General features: G+C 66.3%; 20 protein-coding genes. 12 read left to right on the top strand and 8 right to left on the bottom strand.

Annotated elements, in window-relative coordinates:
• Positions 1-37: 37 nt before the first annotated feature.
• From BEMPMBAN_RS12885 to BEMPMBAN_RS12900, 4 genes are all read left to right on the top strand, one after another.
• Positions 38-739 (top strand): DUF899 domain-containing protein, encoded by a 702-nt coding sequence (locus BEMPMBAN_RS12885; protein WP_159230780.1) that lies wholly within the window; start codon positions 38-40, stop codon positions 737-739.
• A 51-nt stretch (positions 740-790) separates the two neighbouring features.
• Complete coding sequence (gene tpx / locus BEMPMBAN_RS12890; protein WP_159230781.1) at positions 791-1,288, top strand: thiol peroxidase; 498 nt, start codon at positions 791-793, stop codon at positions 1,286-1,288.
• Positions 1,289-1,483: 195 nt separating this feature from the next.
• The gene (gene ripD / locus BEMPMBAN_RS12895; protein ID WP_159230782.1) at positions 1,484-2,113 is read left to right on the top strand and encodes an NlpC/P60 family peptidoglycan-binding protein RipD; all 630 of its coding nucleotides are present in this window, start codon (positions 1,484-1,486) and stop codon (positions 2,111-2,113) included.
• 136 nt (positions 2,114-2,249) lie between these two features.
• A complete protein-coding gene (locus BEMPMBAN_RS12900; protein ID WP_159230783.1) occupies positions 2,250-4,070 on the top strand; it encodes a fatty acyl-AMP ligase in 1,821 nt (606 codons plus the stop codon).
• 6 nt (positions 4,071-4,076) lie between these two features.
• On the opposite strand, the gene BEMPMBAN_RS12905 is transcribed toward BEMPMBAN_RS12900, so the two are convergent.
• The gene (locus BEMPMBAN_RS12905; protein ID WP_159230858.1) at positions 4,077-4,721 is read right to left on the bottom strand and encodes a CPBP family intramembrane glutamic endopeptidase; all 645 of its coding nucleotides are present in this window, start codon (positions 4,719-4,721) and stop codon (positions 4,077-4,079) included.
• 82 nt (positions 4,722-4,803) lie between these two features.
• Entirely contained in the window at positions 4,804-5,409 is a 606-nt protein-coding gene (locus BEMPMBAN_RS12910) for a YdcF family protein (RefSeq protein ID WP_159230859.1), read from the bottom strand.
• A gap of 122 nt (positions 5,410-5,531) precedes the next feature.
• Between BEMPMBAN_RS12910 and BEMPMBAN_RS12915 the strand changes: the two genes are divergently transcribed.
• Positions 5,532-6,038, top strand: coding sequence for a hypothetical protein (locus tag BEMPMBAN_RS12915; protein ID WP_159230784.1), 507 nt, complete (start codon positions 5,532-5,534; stop codon positions 6,036-6,038).
• Positions 6,039-6,283: 245 nt separating this feature from the next.
• The gene (locus BEMPMBAN_RS12920) at positions 6,284-7,744 is read left to right on the top strand and encodes a hypothetical protein (RefSeq protein WP_159230785.1); all 1,461 of its coding nucleotides are present in this window, start codon (positions 6,284-6,286) and stop codon (positions 7,742-7,744) included.
• A gap of 9 nt (positions 7,745-7,753) precedes the next feature.
• On the opposite strand, the gene BEMPMBAN_RS12925 is transcribed toward BEMPMBAN_RS12920, so the two are convergent.
• The 3 genes from BEMPMBAN_RS12925 to BEMPMBAN_RS12935 form a co-directional block, all read right to left on the bottom strand.
• Positions 7,754-8,506, bottom strand: coding sequence for an alpha/beta hydrolase family protein (locus BEMPMBAN_RS12925; protein WP_159230786.1), 753 nt, complete (start codon positions 8,504-8,506; stop codon positions 7,754-7,756).
• A 265-nt stretch (positions 8,507-8,771) separates the two neighbouring features.
• A complete protein-coding gene (locus tag BEMPMBAN_RS12930; protein WP_159230787.1) occupies positions 8,772-10,313 on the bottom strand; it encodes a class I adenylate-forming enzyme family protein in 1,542 nt (513 codons plus the stop codon).
• Positions 10,314-10,346: 33 nt separating this feature from the next.
• On the bottom strand, positions 10,347-10,919 hold the full coding sequence (locus tag BEMPMBAN_RS12935) for a class I SAM-dependent methyltransferase (RefSeq protein ID WP_159230788.1): 573 nt from the start codon (positions 10,917-10,919) through the stop codon (positions 10,347-10,349).
• A 117-nt stretch (positions 10,920-11,036) separates the two neighbouring features.
• Between BEMPMBAN_RS12935 and BEMPMBAN_RS12940 the strand changes: the two genes are divergently transcribed.
• The gene (locus BEMPMBAN_RS12940; RefSeq protein WP_159230789.1) at positions 11,037-11,678 is read left to right on the top strand and encodes a maleylpyruvate isomerase family mycothiol-dependent enzyme; all 642 of its coding nucleotides are present in this window, start codon (positions 11,037-11,039) and stop codon (positions 11,676-11,678) included.
• A gap of 2 nt (positions 11,679-11,680) precedes the next feature.
• Here BEMPMBAN_RS12940 and BEMPMBAN_RS12945 read toward each other — a convergent pair whose 3' ends face one another.
• Both BEMPMBAN_RS12945 and BEMPMBAN_RS12950 read right to left on the bottom strand, forming a co-directional pair.
• Positions 11,681-12,340, bottom strand: coding sequence for a class I SAM-dependent methyltransferase (locus BEMPMBAN_RS12945; RefSeq protein ID WP_234897443.1), 660 nt, complete (start codon positions 12,338-12,340; stop codon positions 11,681-11,683).
• Positions 12,341-12,342: 2 nt separating this feature from the next.
• A complete protein-coding gene (locus BEMPMBAN_RS12950; RefSeq protein WP_159230790.1) occupies positions 12,343-13,290 on the bottom strand; it encodes a phosphotransferase in 948 nt (315 codons plus the stop codon).
• Positions 13,291-13,358: 68 nt separating this feature from the next.
• Here BEMPMBAN_RS12950 and BEMPMBAN_RS12955 point away from each other — a divergent pair, with 68 nt between their 5' ends.
• Positions 13,359-14,726: an NAD(P)/FAD-dependent oxidoreductase gene (locus BEMPMBAN_RS12955; RefSeq protein ID WP_159230791.1), complete on the top strand. Its 1,368-nt coding sequence runs from the start codon at positions 13,359-13,361 to the stop codon at positions 14,724-14,726.
• 311 nt (positions 14,727-15,037) lie between these two features.
• Here the strand turns inward: BEMPMBAN_RS12955 and BEMPMBAN_RS12960 are convergent, their stop codons facing one another.
• A complete protein-coding gene (locus BEMPMBAN_RS12960) occupies positions 15,038-15,598 on the bottom strand; it encodes a TetR/AcrR family transcriptional regulator (RefSeq protein WP_159230792.1) in 561 nt (186 codons plus the stop codon).
• A gap of 185 nt (positions 15,599-15,783) precedes the next feature.
• Here BEMPMBAN_RS12960 and BEMPMBAN_RS12965 point away from each other — a divergent pair, with 185 nt between their 5' ends.
• The 4 genes from BEMPMBAN_RS12965 to BEMPMBAN_RS33040 are packed head-to-tail and all read left to right on the top strand — an operon-like array spanning position 15,784 to position 19,655.
• Positions 15,784-16,212 carry an MmpS family transport accessory protein gene (locus BEMPMBAN_RS12965; protein ID WP_159230793.1) on the top strand — a complete coding sequence of 143 codons (429 nt, stop codon included), beginning with the start codon at positions 15,784-15,786 and terminating at the stop codon, positions 16,210-16,212.
• A complete protein-coding gene (locus tag BEMPMBAN_RS12970; RefSeq protein ID WP_425294970.1) occupies positions 16,209-19,118 on the top strand; it encodes an MMPL/RND family transporter in 2,910 nt (969 codons plus the stop codon). Before BEMPMBAN_RS12965 ends, BEMPMBAN_RS12970 begins: the two co-directional genes overlap by 4 nt.
• A 17-nt stretch (positions 19,119-19,135) precedes the next feature.
• Positions 19,136-19,447 (top strand): DUF732 domain-containing protein, encoded by a 312-nt coding sequence (locus tag BEMPMBAN_RS12975; protein WP_159230862.1) that lies wholly within the window; start codon positions 19,136-19,138, stop codon positions 19,445-19,447.
• A 22-nt stretch (positions 19,448-19,469) separates the two neighbouring features.
• A complete protein-coding gene (locus BEMPMBAN_RS33040; RefSeq protein WP_425294971.1) occupies positions 19,470-19,655 on the top strand; it encodes a hypothetical protein in 186 nt (61 codons plus the stop codon).
• Positions 19,656-19,750 lie beyond the last annotated feature (95 nt).

Genomic DNA, 19,750 nt, shown 5'->3' on the forward strand with positions numbered 1-19,750 from the left:
GTGAACACACGGACCACAACCTGCCGGAGGTGCCCAGATGACCGAGACGACCGCCCTGCCGCCCGTGGTGGACGCCCACAGTTGGCGTGAGGAACTCGACAAGCTGCGGGAGCGCGAGAAGGCCGCGACCCGCGAGTTGGACGCGATCGCCGCAGCACGGCGCCGGCTTCCGATGGTCGAGATGCCCGACTACACGCTCATCGGCAGCGAGGGCCCCGTCCGGCTCGCCGACGTCTTCAAGGGTCGCTCGCAGCTCATCGTTTACAACCACATGTGGACCGATGGCGCCGAGTGGCAGTGCGGCGGCTGCACGGGCTACACCTCGCAGTTCACCCGCCTGGAATTCCTGGACAGCTACGACGCACGCTTTGTCATCGTCACCGCGGGACCGATCGAGGAGGCGCTGGCCTACCGCGACAAGGTCGGCAATCAGATGGAGTGGTACTCGTCGTCGGAGAGCCCGTTCGCCGCCGACGTCGATGCCGCACCCGGTACCGGCTTCGCGGTGAACGTGTTCCTGCGGGACGGCGACACGGTGTACCGCACGTGGCATACCAACGGGCGGGGCACCGAGCAGCTCAGCCACACGTTTGCGCTGATCGACGTCCTGCCGTGGGGCCGGCAGGAGAGCTGGCAGGATTCTCCCGAGGGGTGGCCGCAGCAGCCGACCTACTCGGGTTGGCTGGATTCCCCGGACATCGCCCGCGCGTACGGCAATCCCGCACCACATCGGACCTGAGCAGCGCGACCCCCGCGCGACGGCGCGGGTCGCGCTTGGCAGACTGTGGCCATGGCTCAGATAACACTGCGCGGAAACGCGATCAACACCGTCGGAGAACTACCCGCTGTCGGATCGCCGGCGCCCGGCTTCACCCTGACGGGCACCGATCTTGGTGAGGTGAGTGCCGAGCAGTTCCGCGGCAAGCCCCTGCTGCTGAACATCTTCCCGTCAGTGGACACACCCGTGTGCGCGGCGAGCATGCGCACGTTCAACGAGCGCGCCGCGGCGAGCGGGGTGTCGGTGCTGTGTGTGTCCAAGGACCTCCCGTTCGCCCAGAAGCGGTTCTGCGGTGCCGAGGACATCGAGAACGTGACAACGGCGTCGGCGTTCCGGGACAGCTTCGGCGACGACTACGGCATCACCATCGCCGACGGACCGATGGCGGGTCTGTTGGGTCGCGCTGTGGTCGTCGTCGGTGCCGACGGCAAGGTGTCCTACACCGAATTGGTGCCCGAGATCGGCCAGGAGCCCGATTACGACGCGGCCCTCGCCGCACTCAAGGCGTGAGCCAGCGCACACCTTAAACGGCAGCGCGCCGCCATAGGTCACCGTTCGGTTCCGGAACCGCATCTCCTTGGTTCACCGTCCTGCGACGACGTCAAAACCCGCATACGGGTGGTGTAGAAGTGGTCATAGTGACTGTTGTGAATCATTGAGTCCAGCGCCCGCGGGCGCTGGTGTCCGGAAAGCGATGGAAGTGCAATGCGACGCGTCCGTGTGTTTGTAGCCCTCCTGCTCGGCCTCGCCGTCCTGGTGGCGACGCCCGGCCTTGCGGCCGCTGACATCACGCGATCGGCGACCAACCAGAAGGCGGTCGAACTGGTCATCGCCCGCGCCATGTCCCAGCGCGGCGTCCCGTTCGCTTACGGCGGCGGCGGCGCGTCGGGACCGAGCAAGGGCACCGTCGCAGTGGAGACCGATGAGACGGCTCAGCCGAATGCGGCTGAGACGGTTCAGCCGAATGCGGCTGCGGCCGACCTGGTGCCCGGGCTGAATCTGCCCGGCGTCGCGCCGGGCGCCGGCGTGCCGGCACCGGAGCCGCGCCGCGTCGAGGTCGTCGGCTTCGACGCGTCAGGTCTGATGGTGTACGCCTACGCCGGTGCCGGGGTGAAGCTCCCGCGTTCGTCGGGCGAGCAGTACAAGGTCGGGCAGAAGGTCGCGCCGGCCGCGGCACTGCCGGGCGACCTGATCTTCTTCGGACCCGAGGGAACGCAGAGTGTCGCGCTGTTCATCGGCAACGGGCAGATGGTCGAGACCACCGACGCCGGGGTGGCCGTCTCGCCGGTCCGCACCAAGGACATGGCCCCCTACCTGGTGCGCATCATCGCCTGATCGCGGCCTGATCCCACTGCGCGACGCGACTACGTTCTCTGCGCGGAATCTGCGCTTCCCGTCACCGAGATCGTCTGCTGCGCAGGCGGTGTGGGTGCCGGGCCGACGACCGGGCTCCCACGCCTAGACTGCAGGGATGAGCCGCGGTGCAGGTCCTGACGTCGTCGGCGGTGAAGGCCTGCTGCAGATCGAGGACTGTCTGGATGCCGACGGCGAGATCGTACTGCCACCCGGTGTCACCCTGATCTCGCTGATCGACCGCAACATCGCCAACGTCGGTGATGCGATCGCGTACCGGTACCTGGATTTCACCGGCATCGGTGGTGGCCGTGCGGTGGAGATGACGTGGTCCGAACTGGGTGTGCGCATGCGAGCCATCGGCGCGCGTGTTCAGAAGGTGGCCTCGCGGGGGGACCGGGTCGCCGTTCTGGCGCCTCAAGGTCTCGACTACGTGGCCGGATTCTTCGCTGCGATCAGGGCCGGAGCCGTCGCCGTGCCGTTGTTCGCTCCCGAACTGCCCGGCCACGCCGAAAGGCTCGACACCGCGCTGCGGGACGCACGTCCCACGGCGGTGCTGACCACGACGGCCGTGCGCGCCGAGGTCGAGGCATTTTTCGATCACAGGGTCAGCGAACTGCGGCGGCCGGACGTCATCGTGATCGACGAGATACCCGACTCCGCGGCCGGTGATTTCGCTGCGACGGTCATCGGCGTCGACGACGTCTCCCACCTCCAGTACACCGGGGGCGCGACCCGCCCCCCGGTGGGCGTCGAGATCACTCACCGCGCGGTGGGTACGAACCTGTTGCAGATGATCCTGTCGATCGACCTGCTCGACCGAAACACCCACGGTGTCAGTTGGTTGCCGCTCTACCACGACATGGGACTGTCGATGATCGGTTTTCCCGCGGTCTACGGTGGTCACTCCACCCTGATGTCCCCGACGGCATTCATCCGCAGACCACTGCGCTGGATCGAGGCGTTGTCCGCGGGATCCCGAATCGGCCGGGTGGTGACCGCCGCACCGAACTTCGCCTACGAATGGGCCGCTGCCCGCGGAGTTCCCGCCGAGGGCTCTGGAATCGACCTGGGCAACGTGGTGCTGATCGTGGGTTCCGAACCGGTCAGCATCGAGGCGATCAGAACCTTCCAGGACGCTTTCGCGCCGTTCGGCTTGTCTCCCAACGCGTTCAAGCCTTCCTACGGACTGGCCGAGGCCACGCTGTTCGTCTCGACCATCGAGCCTGACGCACAGGCGAGGGTGGTGCACCTCGACCGGCGGCGCCTCGCCGACGGCTGGGCGGTTCGTGTCGACGACGGTCACCCCCGGGCGACGGCCCAGGTCTCGTGCGGTCATGTCGCCCGGTCCCAGCGATGCGTGATCGTCGACCCGGAGACCCGCAGCCCGCTGCCGGACGGCCGGGTCGGCGAGATCTGGCTGCAAGGCGACAACGTCGGCCGCGGTTACTGGGGTCGGCCGGAGGAGACCCGACGCACCTTCCACGCGCAGCTACGCACGACCGGCCATGCACCCGGCGGTGATCCCGGGACCTGGTTACGGACCGGGGATCTGGGGTTTCGCCTGGACGGGGAGCTGTTTGTCACCGGCCGGATCGCCGACATCATCACGGTGGACGCGCGCAGCCACTATCCACAGCACATCGAGGCCACCGTCGCCGAGGCATCGGCGATCATCCGGCGTGGTTATGCCGCGGCGTTCACCGTGGCCGGAGACACCGGTGAGAGCCTCGTCGTGGTGGCCGAGCGCGCCGCCAACACCGCCCGGGTGGATCCGACGTCGGCGATCGAGGCGATCAAGTCAGCCGTGCTGATCGAGCACGGGGTACCGGTCGTCGATGTGCGCATCGTGCCGGCCGGCTCGATTCCGCGGACCACCAGCGGCAAACTCGCCCGACGTGCCTGTCGCACCGACTATCTCGCAGGCGTGTGGGGCTGAAGCCGGTCACGCCTGAGGTATGGCGCCGGCGAGACCGAACATCAGGACCAGCCCCGGCAGCAGATTGGTGACCTGGTGGGCCACGATGCTCGCCGTCAGGTTGTCGGCATAGAGTCGCGCCAACCCGATCGGGAGGGCCACCACCAGCAACAGCGGCGCCCTGGTCCACTCCAGGTGGGCGATCGCGAAGACCACGGTGGTCACCGCCAGTGCGACCCAGCGTCCCCAGCGCCGATCCACCGCACCCCAGAGCAGTCCCCGGTAGACGATCTCTTCACAGAACGGGGCGACGAAAACGATGACGACGAAGACGACCACGGCCCACGCCCAGGTACTGCGGGTGCCGCCGAACACCGCGCCTGCCGCGGAGTTGGCATCCTCTCCGACGATCCAGACCCACAGCAGTGCCGCGGGAAGGGTGAACAGCAACCCGACGACGCCGAACAGCAGGCCCAATCCCGCGCTGCGCCGCGACCATCGCAGCTTCAAGTCGATTCGCGGGCCGTTCCCGCGAACTGTCGTGATCAGGATCGCCGCGCCGGCCGCCAGGAGCGTGGGCGCGGCGACGATCAGCACTGCCTGCGAGATCGCAAGGCTCCCTTGACCTCCCAGCAGAAAGCCGAGCAACAGCGACGACGCCAGGAACACCATTTCGACGAGCAGGAACGCGCCCAGCCCCCAGCGGCGCGGGCGTAATTGCGGTTCAGCGTCCACGAGAGGGGACGGTAACCCACTAGCTGATGGCCACGAACGGGCTGATCACATCCCGGACGAACTGCGTGACGTTGGTCGACGGGTTCTGGTCCGGGAAACTCACCGTCGCGAGAACGTTGCCACCGGCGTCGGCGAAGTTGCCGTCGGCACGGTCCTGATGGGATGACGAGGTCACCAGGATGATTCCCGACGTGCCCGCCTGCTTGGCCAGCGGCACCGAGAACCTGGCGTTCTGCACCGTGCTGTTGGCTCTGTCCTCGACGATGATCCGCTCCGCGGGAGTGCCGTACAGACGCAGCATCTTGCCCATCTGGCCCGCTTCGGTGTTTCCGTTGCGCGGGTTGCCGCCCGTCACGATGATGGGCGCCTGGGGGAAGATCTGGGCCACCGCCAACCCGGCGAGAATCCGGGTGTGCAAAATCAGGCGCATCGTGCCGTTCGGTTTGAGCCCGTAGCCCAGGATGACGATTGCCGGCTTGGAGAAGTCCTTGGCGACCAGAGGCGGGGCTGCGTGGGCAGGTCCCGCTGGCGCACCCGGCAACACGAGCGCAGCAGCCAGCACGACGGCGAGGACCAGTGCTCTGCCCGCGGCGCCGCGGTGCTTCACGGCTTTTCGTGGAGTCATCGTCAATTTCATCGCCGCGACGTGCCGAGTCATTACGGTCCGGTCTCAAAGCACGAACAATGCAGTGATCATCAGGGGTCGCGGACAGCGTGATCAGCCGGCACGTGGTCTCGTGGAACGTGATGGCTTCCTACCCCGTGTTCCCCGCCCGCGTCGTCCTCACGACAGCTTCCTGCGCGGCGCTTTTTCTCGTCGCAGCACCTCCGGCGTCGTCTGCGCCTGCCTACGACAGCCAGGGTTACGTCAACTCGACGGCACGGTGCAGCGCACCGGACACGGTGGTCGTGTTCGGGAGCACCGCGAGTTCCCGGGTGGCGATCTGCCAGAGCGTCGACGGTGAGTACGAGTACCGGGGGGTGCGGGTGCGCGACGGCGCGAGATTGATCGTGCCGGCCGCACGCTCCTCCGACGGTGCCTTCACCGCCACCAACGACGGCATCGAATACATGGTCACGTCGAGTGCTCTCGTCGTCAGTGCGGGGACGCGGGTGATCCGGGACGAGCCGATGCTGGACTTCCACCGCGCGGGCGGATCCGCGACGCCGAGCGAGGCGGCGACGCCGACCACTCCGACGACACCGACCACGCCTCTGCCCCCGCCGCTACCGGCCGAAGAGGGCGGCAGCTGACCTGCTGTAGTGCCCCGCCGATCGCTCCCGGCGCTGCGAATTCGGTAGGCGCCGACCGGCAACGGTCGCGAATTGCGTGGTCCATCCGCCATCGGTTTGCTGTGTTGACTACAGAGATTAACTAACGCCCTCGTCAGCAAATGTATTGTGACGATGAATTTCGTCGCGTCAGGTAGACAAATCGGCCACGGTTTGGATACGTTCTGTGCGGGTCGGGGCCCAGCACAGCAACATGGAGAAGCCTCATGCCCACATTGGCACATTCCTATTTCACCGCCGGCGTCGCGCTGGTGGGTGCCAGCGTCATATCCGCGACGCCGATCGCCCCCTCACAGCCCGAATCACGGTCGGCCAGCTGGGACGTCAGTTTGGCCGCGGCCGCGCAGACCTGCGCAGAGGGTGACACGAGCGCCCTGTGCAGCGAGCCGACGGAGCTGCCCTACGCGGCGCCGTTCGCCACCACTTCCGACGGCAGCGAGCTCTTCAACATTCCGGCGAATCTATTTATCGCCCTTGCGAACACGCCGTTCAACTTCTTCACCGCACTGGGGGAGGGCAACGTGCAACTGGGGTCTGACCCCGAGGGTGACTTCAGCTTCCAACCCACCTACGAAGGTGTCACGCTGACACAGCCCGAAGGCAGCGTCCCGGGCCTGGGCAGGAACCTGCGATACACCGGGAGTTGGTGGCTCTACAGCCAGACCAACATCCTCGGCACCGACCCCGCCGACCCGTCGCGATACCAGGCGATCACGAACATCCTGATTCCGTTCCCGGCCCTGGCCGTGCCGCTGGGCAACATTTTCGCAGCGATCGCCGCCTCGCAACTGCCGATGCATACCGGGTGCACCGGGACGGGTCCCGGCGCGTGTGACGATCCCGTCGGAATTCTGAGCAAAATGTTTGATCTTCGTCATGTCGCAGCACTGTTTTCGCCGGAGGGCTACACCTATCCGGAGACCCGCGCGGGCATCACTTGCGACGAGGCCGGCCAGTGCTATGTGAAGGACGAGGACGGACCCGAGGTGCCGTGGTCCGGTCAGACCGTCAAGCTGGATGCGACAGAACCGTTCACCAGCTTCTACAACAGCCTGACCGTGACACCGGATGTGTCCTCGATCAAACCGGTGACACCGGAATTGGTCACCGGGAGCCTGGTCAGCCTCGGCACCGGCCTCAACACCGCCTTCAACCCCTTCGTGCTGGGTACGCAGTGCGCGATCTGTGCCCCGTTCGTCCCCAATCCCGACAACGAACCGGTGCCCGGGCCGGTCTTCGAAGACCCTGACGCCACGGAGTCGGTGACCGCAGCGGCGCCGGAGACGGTCGAGAATTCCGAGTCGGTGCAGACCACCGGAACCGACGCCGCGACGACGCAGCTGTCCAGCGCCCCGGACCCGACCGCCCCCGACACTGATGCCGACACTGCCGACGTCGCCGACACTGCAGCCGAGGCCGAGGCTGAGGCCGAGGCCGAGGCCGAGGAGTCCACCAAGACCGGGCCCAAACATCGCAAGCCGAGCGCCGCGAGCGAAACCGTGAAGCAGGTGCGCAGCAGCATCAGCTCCACCATCTCGAAGGTCACCGACGGCTTCAAGAAGCCGGGCTCCAAGGCCGGCCAGTCCGACGACTCCCCGGCCGGCAAGGGAAGCGACTCCGCCTCGGATTCGCAGAAGAGCGGCTCGGATTCGGGCAGCGACGACTGAGTCAGGCGCTCACAGGTACGGGTCGGCCCACGCACTGATGATGCGGGCCGCCCGTGCCGCCTGATTCTTCTCGGTGAGCAGGTGGTCGGCGCCTTCCAGCGAAACGAAACTGCGCGGGTGCCGCGCGGTGCGAAAGATCTCGCTCGCGTTCTCGATGCCGACCGTGTTGTCGGTGGGGGAGTGCATGATGAGAAGAGCGCGCCGCAGGGAGCTGATGCACTCGCGAAGATCGGTGGCGCGAATGTCTTCGATGAAGTGCCGGCGAAGTGTGAGCGCCTTGCCCCCGATCAGAAAAGGCGCCTCACCCTCTGCTTCGATCCGCTGTACGAGGGCGTCGTAGTTGTGCTCGACGTGCGCGGGTTCGACGGGTGCGCCGACGGTGACGAGCGCCGCGACGCTCGGGCAGCTGTGCGCCGCCGAGATCACTGCTGACCCCCCGAAGGAGTGCCCGACGAGAAGCCGGACCTCACGGTCGGATTCGTTCATGAACTCCACCGCGCGCACGGTGTCGGCCACCTTGTGGGAGAACGAACCGTCGCCCCAGTCGCCCTCGGAATCTCCGAGTCCGAGATTGTCGAACCGCAGCATGCCGATCCCCTCGCTGGCCAGCTGCTTGCAGATCCGGCTCGCGGCCGGCGAGTCCTTGCTGAGGGTGAACCCGTGGGCGAACACCCCCCATCCGCGGACCTCGCCCGCAGGTGGGTCGATCAGACCGGCCAACGCCGGACCGCTGCTACTCGGGAACGTGATGCGTTCTGCCACGTGGCCATCCTGTCACCGCCGACGACTGCCGATCCCATCACCCTGAGCCGGCTCGCCACCCGCGATGGGCACAAAACTACATCGGCGTGCGTTGCCCAGGCGCGACAGTGCAAGCCAGGAGGTAGGCGTGAAGGTTCGGTTCGGGGTCAGCCTGGCGCAGATGTCGCACCTGATCAGTTGCCCGGGTTCGCCGATGACCTCGAGTCCTTCGTCGGGGAACTGCTCCCGCGGCAGAACTGAGCGCCCGGCTGGTTCCTGCGATGTTTCAGCGCTGGTTGTCGGCGACCCAGGCGCGCAGTGCTTTTCGGTCGAGCTTTCCGCTGCCGAGGGTCGGGATCTCAGCGCTGGACACGGTGACCCAGCGCGTCGGCACCTTGTAGGAGGACAGCGCATCGCGGGTACGGCGGGCCAGCGACTCCACGTCGAGGTCACCGTCGGTGGGCACGAGCACGGCGCACACCTCCTCACCGCGCTCGGGGTGCACGACACCCAGCACCACGCACTGCGCCACGTCGTCGAAACCTTCGATCACCGCCTCGACCTCCAACGGTGAGACGTTGGCTCCGGATGTCTTGATGAGCTCGCTGGAACGGCCGACGTAGAACAGCCGTGGGTCATCGGCGTTGCGGTAGACCCGGTCTGCGGTGTGGTACCAGCCATCGGCATCGAACGTCTCGCTGCGTTCCCGCTTGTTGTATCCCGCCATCACGCCGACGCCCCGGACCAACAACTCGCCGACCGTTCCCTCACCGACGGGCAGCCCGCTCTCGTCGACGATCTTCATCTCCGTGTAGGCGAATCCGCCGGCGGTCTCGGACATCGTGCGATGGACCGGGAAGCCGTCGGGGACGTCGGTCATGGCGATGTCCAACGGACCGTCGCGCAGCATCGGCGCGGCAGACAGGTCCCGTCCGGCGAAGCTGGGATGCTCCCGCATCCGCTGGGTGAACGCCGGCCAGCCCACGATCCCGGTCGCTCGCTCGGCCTCGGCGAGGTCGAGCGCGATCCCGGCGTCGAGCCTGGGCATCACCAGCAGGGTCACGGGTTCGTGCAATGCGCCGGTGGCTGCGAGCACGCCGCCGATCCAGAAGAACGGCATCGCGCACAGAATCACCGGCGCCGATGGTGATCCGGTGATCGCGCGGACCGCTGCGGGCCATGTCGAGGTCTGCCGGGCTACTGTGCCGTGGGTGTGTAGTACGCCCTTCGGGTCGGCGGTGGATCCAGAGGTGTGCACCATGATCGCAAGGTCAGCGGGGGACACCTCCGCCTCGGCGGAGATGAGGACGCGGTCGGGGACCCGCTCCGCGTCAGTGTCACGGTGACTGCCCGCCCACTGTCTCCGACTGTTGCCGGTCAGCACGATCCGCCGCAGGAACGGCACCCGATCGAGCGCCAGGCGCTCAGAAGTTTGCGTGGTCAACTCCGGAAAAGCCGTTTCGAACCGCTCCGCGACGTCGATGTCGAGCACCCGGTCGGGGGCGATCAGCAGTCCGATGTCGGCCAGCCGTACCACCTTGGCGATCTCGGCCGGGCGGTACATCGTGCTCAACGGCACTGCAACCGCCCCGATCCGCGACACCGCGAGCCACCAGGTCACCCATTCGGCGCCGTTCGGGAAGAACAGGCCCACGCGGGTGGCTTTGCCGACACCCTGCGCGAGCAACCACCGGGCGAGTTCGGCCGAGCGTCGATCGGCCGACGAGTAGGTGAGCCGCTCTGTGGGGGTCACCAGGTAGGTGCGGTGACCGAACTCCCGAACCGCGTTCGCGAGCAGTGCCGGGACCGTCAGTGGTGGCTGGTGCACCGGTCGATCATCCCCAACGTCCGGCACGGCATGTCACCGCGGGGCCGGTGAATCGTCTGGCCCGGCGCGGGCCAGCAGCCACGCCTGACCGTGCGCTTCCTCGGTGGCGATCACCTCGAGTGCGCGATACGCCTGTCGCAACTCGCCGGACGTGACCCGGAAGGGTCCCGGTGATGCCCCGACTTCGCTGAGCGCGCTGACAGCGAGGAGTCCGCCAGGCGAGAGCCGCTCGATGACGGAGCGGTCCAGGCGAGAGTCGCGAAACATGTTGCAGATCACCACGTCTGCGGACAGTCCCGAGGGCAGACCGTGGTCCAGATCGCAGACCTCGAAGTGGCAGTGAGCAGCCACGCCGCATTGTTCGGCGAGTTCGCGGGCCTGTGCGATCGCCACCGGGGACACGTCCACAGCCCAGACGTCCATTCCACGCTGTGCCAACCACACCGCGGCTCCACCGCCTCCGCACGCGAGATCAAGCGCGCGACCTGCGGTCGGGAACTCCTGCGCGAACGGCTGGAACACGGCAGGCAGAGCGACGTCGTCGACCGTCACCGAACCACGGTCGGCGTAGCGCCGGTCCCATCGGACACGATCCTCGTCGGACATCAACACCCAGGCTAAGGCTTCGCCGGATCGGCTCGCGATGACTCCGCCGGCGCGGCGGAGTCGATATGTCGAGATGCCCGCCGACTCCGGGAGAACGCAATGAACCCAATGACGCCGATGACACTGAATGCCTCGACTGTGTGGTCGATCGTGCACGCCGAACGCGCTCAACTGGTTTCCGACCTGCGCGGCCTTCCAGCCGAGGCGTGGTCGACGCCGTCGCTGTGTGCGGGTTGGACCGTGCACGATGTGCTTGCTCATCTGCTCGACACGGCGAAGACGTCGAGGTTGCGTTTCGTCCGACGGATGATCGCTGCGCGGTTCGACTTCGACGGTGACAACGCCGCCGGGGTCGCAGCGGAGCGACGCGACGATCCACCAGCCACACTCGACGCCATGGACGCCGCCACCGGGCTGACGCTCACGCCACCGGCCGCCCGGGTGGCTACTCGACTCGTGGAGGCGATCGTCCACGGCGAGGATATCCGCAGACCGCTGGGGATCGCGGCCACCTACCCGCCCGCCGCAGTGGCGTCGGCGCTGGCCTATCAAGCCAGGACTGCGGCATCACTCCAGGGTGGGCGCGAGAGGGTGCAGGGCTTGCGACTCGTCGCGACGGATACTGGCGTCGGGATCGGAGACGGTCCCGAGGCCCGAGGACGCGCGATAGACCTCCTGCTCGTCACCTCCGGACGCCGGACGCCGGACTGCACTCTCGACGGCCCAGGGGCCGCTCGTCTGCTCGCGGCGACGGGGTAGCCCTATCGCTTGCGGGCGATCAGGAAGGCTTGCGGCGTTGATTCGACACCGTCGTCGTCGGCCTGCCGAACCGTCTGCGCCCACACCGGCAACCCGGCGTCGGTCAGCATGGCCGCCACCGCTTCGGGTTGCCGTCGGTGGAACGTCAGATCGACGCTGTGGCCGAAGGCGTCCGTGAGCACTCTGGGTTGGTCGCCGACCTGGAACGCGAGCAGTACCAGTCCGCCCGGGACGAGCACCCGGTGGAACTCGGCCATCGCGCTGGGCAGGTGTTCATCCGGGAGGTGAATGATCGAGTACCACGCACACACCCCGTCGACGCTCTCGGAGGGCAGCTCCATGTCGGTCATCGAGCCGACGCGAAACTCGAGCCCGGGCAGTCGCCGGCGTGCCTCGGCGACCATGTTGGGGGACAGATCAATTCCGACTACATCGAGCTGCAGGTCAGCGAGTATGGCGGTGGCGACCCCCGATCCACAGCCGATGTCGACGACGCGGGCACTCGGCCTTCTCGCGACGAGGCCGGCGAACGCGGCCAGGATCGCCCGGTCCACCGGTTTGTCGTCGAGGTGGCGCTGAAAGCGTTCGGCGAACGGCACCGCGGTGCGGTCGTAGCCGTCCCGGGTCCGACGCAGGAACTCCTGTTCGGGCATCCCACTCATCGTCACTCGATCATCTCGGCGATCGACGGGCCGGCGCGCCACTGGTCAACGATCGGTTTCACGGCATCCACCAGAATCGGCAGCTGCGGCGCCAAACCCAGGCACGCAACAGCCGCGAGAAGAGCGGCCGCCTCCGTGACCCGCAGCGCCGGCTCGTGCACCGGACGCAACCCCAGGCGGGCTGCCGCATCGTTGTAGACGGCCACCCCCTCGGGTCCTGCCATCGCGAGATCGGACTCGACCGGGCCGGTGGTGACGAGTTCGAAATCGGACCACAACTCACCGTCGGCGGTGTTGATCAGGTTGTGGAACGGCGCGTCACCGTGGATCGTTTGAAAGCCGACCCCGGGGAATGCCTCCGCGAAGGCCGTCCGAGACGCGAGGGCCGAAGCGAGCAGCGACCATTCCCGTTGCGCCCGGGCATGATCGGCAACGCTCAGCAGGTCCGGTCGCTGTCCGAGTTCGTGAAGACCGTCGGGAATGTAGTCGTTGAACGGCGTCCAGAAGCCGAGATGGTGGCCGTCGTAGCCGCGCAACGCGGCGTGCAGACGAGCGGTAGCCTCGAAGCGTCGCGCGGGATCGATCACCGCATCCGGGATCTCTTGTACATGATCCCAGAACGTCATCGAGAATCCGTGCCGCCGAACGGGTTCACGCGGAACCAGAGGACTCGGGGCGACCACGGGATGGCCGCGATCGGCAAGCCAACCCGTCACCGCGATCTCCGAGCGCTGCTGGGCGGTCTGGCGCGCGGGAGATTCGAGGTAGGACCGGGGGAGAACCGTCGGCACGCGTACCACCACCGGAGCCGGAGCGAGATGAACGATCACCGAGAACACGTCGTAGAGCACCCGGGGTTCGTCCACACGCAGCCCGAAGTCGTGGCCGGCGGCCGTCGCGGCCGCCACCGCCCGGGCCGTCCGGTCGGCGATCTGGTCGGAGGTCAACACCGTGCCCAGTTTGTCGTCTTCCCGAGGATGCGTCGAGCCGATTTGGGGGAAGACTACGGTCGGGTGTCATGACGAACCGACGCCTCAGGGTACTGATCATCGGGGGCGGCTTCGGCGGGCTGTTCTGTGCACGAAGGTTGGGCGGCACCGACGTCGACGTGACCGTACTCGACCGCGCAGCCGGTCACCTGTTTCAGCCGCTGCTCTACCAGTGCGCCACCGGGACCCTGAGCATCGGCCAGATCAGCCGCCCGCTGCGCGAGCAGTTCGCCGGCCACCGCAACATCACCACGCTGCTCGGCGAGGCCCTCGAACTCGACGCGGACTCGCGTCGGGTGACCGCGCGCCGACCCGATGAGACCACGTTCACCGTCGACTACGACGTGCTCGTCGTCGCGGTCGGTATGCAACAGTCCTACTTCGGCAACGCACACATCGCACAGTGGGCGCCGGGGATGAAGACCCTCGATGACGCGCTGAGTATCCGGCAGCGGTTGTTCACCGCGTTCGAGATCGCCGAGACCCTTCCGCCGGGCGCTGAGCGTGACAGCTGGCTGACCTTCGCCGTCGCCGGCGGTGGTCCCACCGGGGTGGAACTGGCCGGACAGATCCGGGAGATGGCGACGCGGACGCTGTCCAACGAGTTCCACAGTATCGATCCCGAGGACGCCAGGGTGCTGCTGTTCGACGGTGGAGATCGGGTGCTGAAGAGCTTCGCACCGGATCTGGCCGGCAAGGCCGCCAGCACCCTGCAGCGCCTCGGCGTGGAGCTGCGGCTGGGGGTGCATGTCACCGATGTGAACCGGCACGGCGTGACCGTCTCGCCGAAGGCCGGCGGTGCAGACCAGGAGTACGCAGCCCGTACCGTGCTGTGGACCGCTGGAGTCGAAGCCGTGCCCTTCGCGCGGCACCTCGCCGACGTCGTCGGCGCCGCTTCTGACCGCTCCGGTCGGATTCACGTCGAACCCGACCTGTCGGTGCCGGGACGTCCCGAGATCTTTGTCATCGGTGATCTCGTCGGTCGCGATGGGCTTCCCGGCGTCGCCGAGAACGCGATGCAGGGAGGACTGCACGTCGCCGCGTGCATCCGGCGCGAACTCGAGGGCAGAACCCGCAAGCCGTACCGCTACCGCGACCTGGGTTCGGCGGCGTACATCAGCCGTGGAAACGCCCTCTTGCAGGTCGGGCCCATCAGGGTCGCCGGCTTCCCGGGCTGGCTGGCATGGGGCCTACTGCACATTGCGTTCCTCACCGGGGTCAGCAATCGCATCAGCACCGTCGCCACGTGGTTAGCCACCATCGCCCGTACCAACCGCCGTCACCACCGGGCGTTCATGCTCGGAGACAGTCACACCAACACCGAGCAGCGCTACACCTGGGCGACATGCGACGACCAGCCATCCCGGCCGCAGCCGGGACCGGTGATCGAGAAGTAGCGTCGACTACGGATCCGAACTAGTTGCCGGACCAGGCCGGACCCAGTGCGTTCGCCCGGCCTGGACCGGATCTTCCGCCTCGTGGGCGGTGTCCAACTTTCTGCTGACACAACGGAACGACCGTCACAGTCGGACGTATCGCCGGGATTCCAATCCGCGACCGCGACACGGCGATCTTCGGCGAGTATTGCGGCACAGCTGACGGTGGTCAGGAGAAGCTCGAAGGCAATCATCGTGCAGCTCGGTGCTGAGCAGGATTAGTGGGGTTTCAGCTCCTTGAGACCTACGAGCCGTTGGGCACCATGACGCGACTACACCGTCGAAGCGAATCTCCTGACGACCTCCTGCAACTTCGCGCGAAGAGCGTCATCGCTGATCCCGTCGAGGCGGACGTCTGCGGTGCACCCGTAGATGCCCGCGGTGAGCAGCGTCATGGCCACCACTTCGGTCTCGGTGCTCTCGGGGCCGAACAGCAGTCCGGTGAACCCGTCGATGGTCTCGCGCAGGGCGGGGCGGTTGTTCATCAGCTGCCGCATGCACGGGTCGCCGTAGATCACGTTGGCGACCTGTCGATGCCGGATCGCGAGGTCGATCAGTCCGCTCAGCGCGACATCGCGGCGCGCCTGATGTGACGGAAGCATGGCCGCAACTCGCTGGATGTGTCGGATGTCGTCGATAAGCGGTTTGGCGACCGCGAGCACGATGTCGTCCTTGGACTGGAACTGGTAGTACACCGAGGCCTTGGTGACGCCCAGACGTGCCGCGATCATCTGGATCGAGGTGCCACGGATGCCGCGCTGGGCGAAGAGTTCCAGAGCGGCATCCACGACACGGTCACGCGCGAAGCCGCGCGCCGCCACCGGCTTTGCCATCGCTGAGACCTCCTCTGGGCACAGTACCGGCAGGGCCCCTCCGTGATCTGGGCCACGTTTGATTGCGTCCGTAAGTGCGTTCACAGCTCCTGCCGATGGGTTGAGTTAACTCTGCCGACTGTATAAGTTCAAGCAGTCGTTCGACTGGGAACGCCTTCGGCAGTCGTCACAGGGAGATCGCGAGTATGAGAGTGCTCCAACGCATTTGGCTACCACTGGTGATGGTGGTGGTGATCGCGGCTGGGGGTACGGCTGTCGATCAGATCCGGGGAATCTTCGGGAGGGACCCGGTGCTGGTGGTACCGCAGAACTTCGCCGGCGACGCCGAACGGTTCAACCCCAAGGTGGTGCGCTACGAGGTGTTCGGCACGCCAGGAGCCGTCGTCGACATCAACTATCTGGATCTGCACGCGGCGCCCCAACGGGCCAGCCAAGCCGTACTGCCCTGGTCGCTGACCCTCTCGACGACGGACCCCTCGGCCTCGGCCACCCTGATCGCCCAGGGTGACGCTGATTCGCTGGGGTGCCGGGTGTACGTCGACGACGAGTTGCGCGCCGAGCGCGTGGTTGACGGATACAACGCCCAGACCTACTGCATCGTGAAGTCCGCGTGAGCGCCCCGACGCCGGATACGGTCACCGAGGAGATCCCGGTGCCGATCCACCGCCGCGCCCACTTGGGCCGCATCGCCTACGTGATTCGCAACCTGTCCATCCCGATCATCGTAGGTTGGATTGCGCTGGCGGCCTTCCTGAACATTTCCACCCCGCAGCTCGAGAAGGTCGGCGAGATGCGGTCGGTGTCGATGAGCCCCCACGGTGCGCCCGCGGCCGTGGCGACGCAGCGGATCGGTGAGGTCTTCGAGGAGTACACCTCCGACAGCTCGGCCATGATCGTGCTGGAGGGGACCGAGCCGCTGGGGCCGCCGGCCCGAGAGTTCTACGGCAAGTTGATCTCTGCGCTGCGGGCCGACACCGCACACGTCGAGCACGTCCAGGATCTGTGGAATGATCCGTTGACCTCCTCGGGCGTGCAGAGTGGTGACGGCAAGGCCGCGTACGTCCAGATCAACCTGGTCGGGAATCAGGGTGAGGCCAAGGCCAACGAATCGGTGGCCGCCGTGCACCGCATCATCGAGCAGACCGAGGCGCCCGAGGGCGTGACGGCCTTCGTCACCGGTGGCGCCGCGTTGGCCGCAGAGCAACAGGAGGCCGGCCACACCAGCATGCGGATGGTCGAGGCACTGACGATGGTAGTCATCACGGTGATCCTGCTGGGCTTCTTCCGCTCGATCGTCACGACGCTGCTGATCATGGCGACGCTCGGGGTGAGCGTGATGACGGTGCGCGGCACGATCGCCTTCCTGGGCTATCACGACGTCATCGGGTTGTCGACGTTCGCGACCAGTCTGCTGGTCACGCTGGCCATCGCGATCGCGGTCGACTACGCGATCTTCCTGATCGGTCGATATCAGGAGGCCCGGGGCATCGGTGAGGATCGAGAGTCTGCGTATTACACCATGTTCGGAAGCACCGCCCATGTCATCGTCGGGTCGGGTCTGACCATCGCGGGCGCCACGTTCTGTCTGAGCTTCACCCGGTTGCCGTACTTTCAGACGCTGGGTGTTCCGCTGGCCATCGGTATGTTGGTGCTGATCGCGTTCGCGATGACGTTCGCCCCGTCGTTGGTCGTGGTGGCCGGCCGGTTCGGGATGCTGGACCCCAAACGCTCACTGCGAGCTCGGGGCTGGCGCAAGGTCGGTGCTGCGGTGGTGTGCTGGCCCGGGCCGATTTTGGTTGCCACGCTGGCGATCTCGCTGATCGGCCTGATCGCCCTGCCGAGTTATCAGACGAGCTACAACGACCGCAAGTACCTTCCCTCGGACATCCCGTCGAGCCAGGGGTACACCGCGGCCGAAAGGCATTTCTCGCCGGCCAGGCTCAACCCGGAGTTGCTGATGATCGAGACCGACCATGACTTACGGAACCCGGCGGACTTCCTGATCATCGACAAAGTCGCCAAGGCGGTTTTCCGGGTTCCGGGCATCGGCCGGGTGCAGACGATCACCCGCCCTGACGGTCGGCCCATCGAGCGCAGCACGATCCCGTACGCGATCTCACAGCAGAGCACTTTGAGCAAACTCAACGAGCAGTATCAGGGCGAGCGCACGGCCGACATGCTCAAGCAGGCCGAGGACATGCAGATCAACATCGACACGATGGAGCAGATGCAGTCCATCACCGTGCAGATGGCTGACACCACCAACAACATGGTGGTGAAGATGAAGGACATGAGCATGACGCTCGCCGAAGTCCGGGACCAGATGGCCAATTTCGACGACTTCTTTCGTCCGCTGCGCAATTACTTCTACTGGGAACCGCACTGCTACAACATCCCGGTCTGCTCGGCATTGCGGTCGATTTTCGATGCGCTCGACGGCATCAACGCGATGACCGACGGCGTTCAGGACATGATCCCGGAGATGGAGCGCCTCAATACGCTGATGCCGCAGATGGTGGCGTTGATGCCGACAATGATCGACACGATGAAGTCGGTCAAGCAGATGATGCTGACTCTGTACCAGACCCAGAACGGGATGCAGCAGCAGATGATCGAGATGCAGGAGAACTCCGCGGTGATGGGGGAGGCGTTCGATGCGGCCAAGAACGACGACTCGTTCTACCTGCCCCCGGAGGCATTCGAAAACGCCGACTTCAAGCGCGGGATGGAGCAGTTCCTGTCACCGAACGGAAATGCGGTGCGGTTCATCATCGCCCACGAAGGTGACCCGATGTCGCCCGAGGGCATCGCGAAGATCGACGCGATCAAGGAAGCGGCCAAGGAGGCCCTGAAGGGCACCCCGCTGGAGGGCGCGCGGATCTATCTCGGCGGCACCGCGGCGACCTTCAAGGACATGGCCGACGGTACCCGCTACGATCTGCTGATCGCCGGAATCGCCGCGCTTGGGTTGATCTTCCTGATCATGCTCATCATCACCCGGGCAATCGTGGCCGCGGCGGTGATCGTCGGTGCGGTCGCGGTGTCGCTGTGTGCCTCGTTCGGCATCTCGGTGTTGTTGTGGCAGCACCTGATTGGCCTGGAACTGCACTGGATGGTGATGCCGATGGCGATGATCATCCTGCTGGCGGTGGGCGCTGACTACAACCTGTTGGTGGTCTCCCGATTGAAGGAGGAAGTGCCGGCGGGCATGCGCACCGGCATCATCCGCACCCTGGGCGGCAGTGGTCGGGTGGTGACCGCCGCGGCCATGCTGTTCGCGTTCACCATGATGACGATGGCGATCAGTGACCTGCGGGTCATCGGCCAGGTCGGCACCACGATCGGGCTCGGGTTGATATTCGACACCCTAGTGGTCCGGTCCTTCATGACACCTTCGATCGCTACCCTGTTGGGTCGCTGGTTCTGGTGGCCGCAACGAGTCCGGATGCGCCCGATAGCCTCCCCGTGGCCGAAAACTGATCGTTTCCAGACGGATCCGACAGCGGGGGTGACGCTGTGAGGCGACTGAACGCGATGATGCTGGCTGCCGGGGTGCTGAGCATTCTGGTGCCGGCAGCGCCCGCGGCCGCCGACTCCGACACCACGTTCACCGACGAGCTGCACACCTATGGCATCTACGGTCAGAAGGACTACAACGCCTTCATCGGCACGATCACCTGCAAGCGGCTGGACCGCGGAGTCGACAAGGATGCCGATGCTGCAGCCACTTTCATTCACGGCCAACTCGAACACGGAGCCACCACCGAGCAAGCGTGGCAGTTTCTGACGTCTGTGTTGCGTACCTACTGCCCACAGCAACTCGGACGCCCCGATGCCGCGCGACCGTAATCAACGCACGAGCGTCACGCGGGTGATGGACAAGATCGGTGTGGTTGTGGCGTTGCTGGGTCTGCTGCTCGCGGTTGCGGTCGCCGCGGCCGCAGTCGTGCGAGCCGACTCCACCGACTCGATGGACGATGTCGGGCGACGCTCATACTCCGAGCACACCGCCACCGACGCCTACTACGGGCAACCGGCCTGGAACTGGCCGAACTGAGCCAAGATCTTCTTCAACAACAAGGGAGTGGCGGCGAGCACACGGGCGGGCTGCGGCCCATCTGAAGGTCGACCGGCGCCGCGGTGGCAAGCCAC

Origin of the sequence: Mycolicibacterium austroafricanum, from assembly GCF_902705885.1 — a bacterium.
GTDB classification, from domain to species: domain Bacteria; phylum Actinomycetota; class Actinomycetes; order Mycobacteriales; family Mycobacteriaceae; genus Mycobacterium; species Mycobacterium vanbaalenii_A.